Here is a 3127-nt window from a genome sequence, read left to right as displayed (position 1 = left end):
ACCACGAAGTCCAAGGTGGTGGTACACCGAGGGCTTCCGAAGAACCCGCCTTACGGCGGGTTTTTTCGTTTACGGGCATAAGCTTACTCTGGCCCGTGATCATGGATCAAGCAGCTTTTCGATCACTACAGGATCACAACACCCGCCCCATTCGGTAACTGTTACCGTAACCCCCCTCCCAAATCCGCCATAAAAATAGGCCCGCTCGATCCGGTATCGGTCGGCTGGCCGACCGTTCGGAGCCGAGTGGGGGGCAAGCGATAGCGCGCCAGTTCGGGGCACCCTGCCTACGCATAATCACCCCCCCCCACACGCCGCGCACCTCCGGCAACCGAAATAGCCAAAGCCGTCTGTTTGAGCCCCGCAGGGCCGACACTTGTTAACCTTCCAGCGAAGCGGAAGGTTAACAAGTAAAGTCGGTTACTTTACTTGTGGAAAACGCAAGCAGGCTGCTACATTTGAGCCCAGATGACAGGAGCCAAAAACAGGGGGCACGATGTATCAGTTTGCGCACATAGACTCATACGCACGGAAGCCAAAACAGGGCACTCGAAGCGCTCAGGACATAGCCAACGAAGCAGAGAGGCACCCTGATCACGTCAGCCATTTGACCGCCCAAGGGATAACACCGCAGGAGCCGATCAGGGTCTTTGGCTGCTCCCCCTCCGATGCTGTAAAACAGGCCGAGGCATGGGGAGAACAAGCCAAAGACGTGAAGGGCCGGAAACTGCGCATAGATGCCCCTGTGCTGCTCGCGGGCGTTATCAGCTACCCGAGAGAGGGGGAAGACTGGCAGGAGTTCAAGGAAACGGCCCTAGAGTGGCTCAAGGGCGAATACGGGGACAATCTGGTATCGGTCGTGGAGCACCAAGACGAAAAGCACCCGCATTTGCACTTCTACGCCGTCCCTAAGCCAGGTCAAGCGTTCAACGACCTCCACCAGGGCAGAGCAGCATCGGCGGAGGCCAAGCGCAAGGGCGAGCCGAAAGCCGCCCAGCTGCGAGCCCACAACAAGGCGATGCGAGCTTGGCAGGATCGGGTATACACGGGCGTGTGCCGGAAGTTCGGCATGGCTCGGCTCGGTCCCAAGCGCCAGCGCTTGACCCGATCTGAATACATGTCGCGGCAACTTGTGGAGAAGGCCCTCGGCATAGCCGAACGGGCAGGCGCGGCCAAGCCCCAGTTAACCAAGCAGCAGAAGGATGAGCTCATGGGTGTCGTGGAGGGCCGAGAAGTGGGTCTGTTCAGCAAAGAACGGATGTACTCGGAGGAGGAGCTTCTGGATCTCGGCCAACGCGCCATAGAGACGGGCATCTCGCTGCAAATGACTATGCAGGGGGACGCCGCGGCCAAGGCCGCCAAAGAGCTGGCAGAGCGCCAGATCAAGGTGGACGAAGTGACCCGCCGAACCAAAGCGGAAGCGGAGGCGATGGCCGCCAGACTAGCCGATAAGGATCGGGAGCTGGAAGCCTATCGAGCAGCCCTCAAGGAGAAAGAGAACGTGCTGGCCATGTCGGAAGTCGAGCGCAAGAAGCTGGAGGGCTACCGCAATGATCTGTCCGATCAGCTTAACGAGGCCGAAGAACAGTTGCGCGAGCTGAAGCCCGAGCAGTACCGAGGGCCGCGCCCATGAAGGCGTGGCATGTAGCGGCGCTGTTCGCCGCTGTGTTCTTCCTGAAAGGGGCGGTGACCGCCTCGGGAGGCTGGTTTATGGGCCTGCTGGGACTACATGATTTCTTTGGCTGGGAGGCCCCCTCATACTTCGAGGGGGCTGCATGGATGGCGGCCTTTGCTGCCCTGCTGCGCTGGGCTCGGCCCTAGCGGCTGCTGAGGTCTATCTCGATGCGGCGAAAGCCAATGCCGTTTGCTGTGTTGGCCGCTGCATCCATCGAGGAGAAGACCCGCCAGCCTCCGCGCTGGCGCTCCACGACCTCGGTGCCGCCCTTGCCGAAGCGGATCAGATGGAGGTGGAACCCCGCCCCCATTGGGGTGGGGACGATCATCGCCTTGGAGAATCCGCCCATGTCGAAAATGGTCTTGGCCTCTTTTTCCTGCATCATCAAATCCCCTATTTGAAAACTCAAATCGACAATTTGATTTTACCCTATAGGGGGGTGGAGTCAATCAAATTCGCAATATGATTCATCGAATCGCTAAAATGATTTTCAATCCAGCTCAAGGCCCAAGGCAATGAGGCATTCACGCCACTTCTGGGCCTCCAAATCGAAGTTGAGCAGGCCGCCTTCAACGCTGATCCGGCTCCCCAAATCGAGCAGCTGCATGTCCGCCATGTCGCACAAACGCTTGCCAGCGGCATCCAGTAACCATACCCGATCACCATCAAGCTCAATCAGGTGCTTGTCGAAACCCATGTGACCTCCGGTGGATTCAGTGGGTAGTCCTGCCGCGCTTCGCTTGCCTGCTGGCTTGTTCGTCAGGTCGAGGTGATGACCTTCCTCAAAGCCCAGCCTCTACACGCTCCCCCGAGCCAAGACACCGCTATCTGGTGTTTAGAGACAGGCCAAAGCAGACAGCACCGGCGGGCGGATTTGGGCCTTTCCGGCTACGCCGGACCCCTAGCCAGACAGGATGAATTTCCTGAGGCTATCCGGCGTCATTCTGCGTCTCCGTCTGGGATTGCTCCCCCTTTCCGGCGTGCCCTACGCTGACCAGTTTGGGCGCTATCGCCCCCCCCTGCGGCAGGTCTATCAGCTGGCTATATCCCTTCGGGATTCCCCCGCGCCTGGCACGTGTAGCGCGGTTCCCTATTACGTCATTCACCAGCTGATCGGTTCCGGCTACCTTCAGTACCCTTGATCGGTAGCAGTACGCTGCGCATGTCCAAAACATCTTGATTCACAAACATGCCACACGGCCCAAGGCCGAACGGGTACGATAAATTCCCGCTACGCATTTGCAGCAGGTAACAGGGTTCAGGCGGGATTTAGCTTGAAAGGTGCGGCGCGTTGCCGCTAAACTTGGCTGGAATTCGGTAGCTGCGCTCCCCCTGAGCCGGTTACCTTTGGTATCTGCTTCCGCCTGAAGCTGTTACCACGAAGTCCAAGGTGGTGGTACACCGAGGGCTTCCGAAGAACCCGCCTTACGGCGGGTTTTTTCGTTTACGGGC

Annotated in this window: 4 protein-coding genes; 2 read left to right on the top strand and 2 right to left on the bottom strand. The window is 58.8% G+C overall.

The window, feature by feature from the left end; genetic code table 11:
- Positions 1 to 496: 496 nt before the first annotated feature.
- Both PG899_RS23810 and PG899_RS23805 read left to right on the top strand, forming a co-directional pair.
- Entirely contained in the window at positions 497 to 1633 is a 1137-nt protein-coding gene (locus tag PG899_RS23810; RefSeq protein ID WP_270697797.1) for a plasmid recombination protein, read from the top strand.
- On the top strand, positions 1630 to 1821 hold the full coding sequence (locus tag PG899_RS23805; RefSeq protein ID WP_103829336.1) for a hypothetical protein: 192 nt from the start codon (positions 1630 to 1632) through the stop codon (positions 1819 to 1821). The genes PG899_RS23810 and PG899_RS23805 overlap by 4 nt, the downstream gene beginning before the upstream one ends.
- Here PG899_RS23805 and PG899_RS23800 read toward each other — a convergent pair.
- Together PG899_RS23800 and PG899_RS23795 are read right to left on the bottom strand one after the other, a co-directional pair.
- Positions 1818 to 2057, bottom strand: coding sequence for a plasmid replication protein RepB (locus PG899_RS23800; RefSeq protein ID WP_068979551.1), 240 nt, complete (start codon positions 2055 to 2057; stop codon positions 1818 to 1820). The two genes, PG899_RS23805 and PG899_RS23800, sit on opposite strands and share 4 nt — an antisense overlap.
- Before the next feature lie 108 nt (positions 2058 to 2165).
- Entirely contained in the window at positions 2166 to 2372 is a 207-nt protein-coding gene (locus PG899_RS23795; RefSeq protein ID WP_270697795.1) for a hypothetical protein, read from the bottom strand.
- Between the last annotated feature and the right edge of the window lie 755 nt (positions 2373 to 3127).

This window comes from Aeromonas sp. QDB39 (assembly GCF_027707585.1).
GTDB lineage: Bacteria > Pseudomonadota > Gammaproteobacteria > Enterobacterales > Aeromonadaceae > Aeromonas > Aeromonas hydrophila.
The sequence above is the reverse complement of the archived record's forward strand: the minus strand, read 5'-3'. Positions and strand labels throughout refer to the sequence as shown.

What these genes read in the sequence shown, in the direction of transcription:
- PG899_RS23810 (WP_270697797.1), top strand. Translation starts at nt 497, where the DNA reads ATGTATCAGTTTGCGCACATAGACTCATACGCACGGAAGCCAAAACAG.
- PG899_RS23805 (WP_103829336.1), top strand. Translation starts at nt 1,630, where the DNA reads ATGAAGGCGTGGCATGTAGCGGCGCTGTTCGCCGCTGTGTTCTTCCTG.
- PG899_RS23800 (WP_068979551.1), bottom strand. Translation starts at nt 2,057, where the DNA reads ATGCAGGAAAAAGAGGCCAAGACCATTTTCGACATGGGCGGATTCTCC.
- PG899_RS23795 (WP_270697795.1), bottom strand. Translation starts at nt 2,372, where the DNA reads ATGGGTTTCGACAAGCACCTGATTGAGCTTGATGGTGATCGGGTATGG.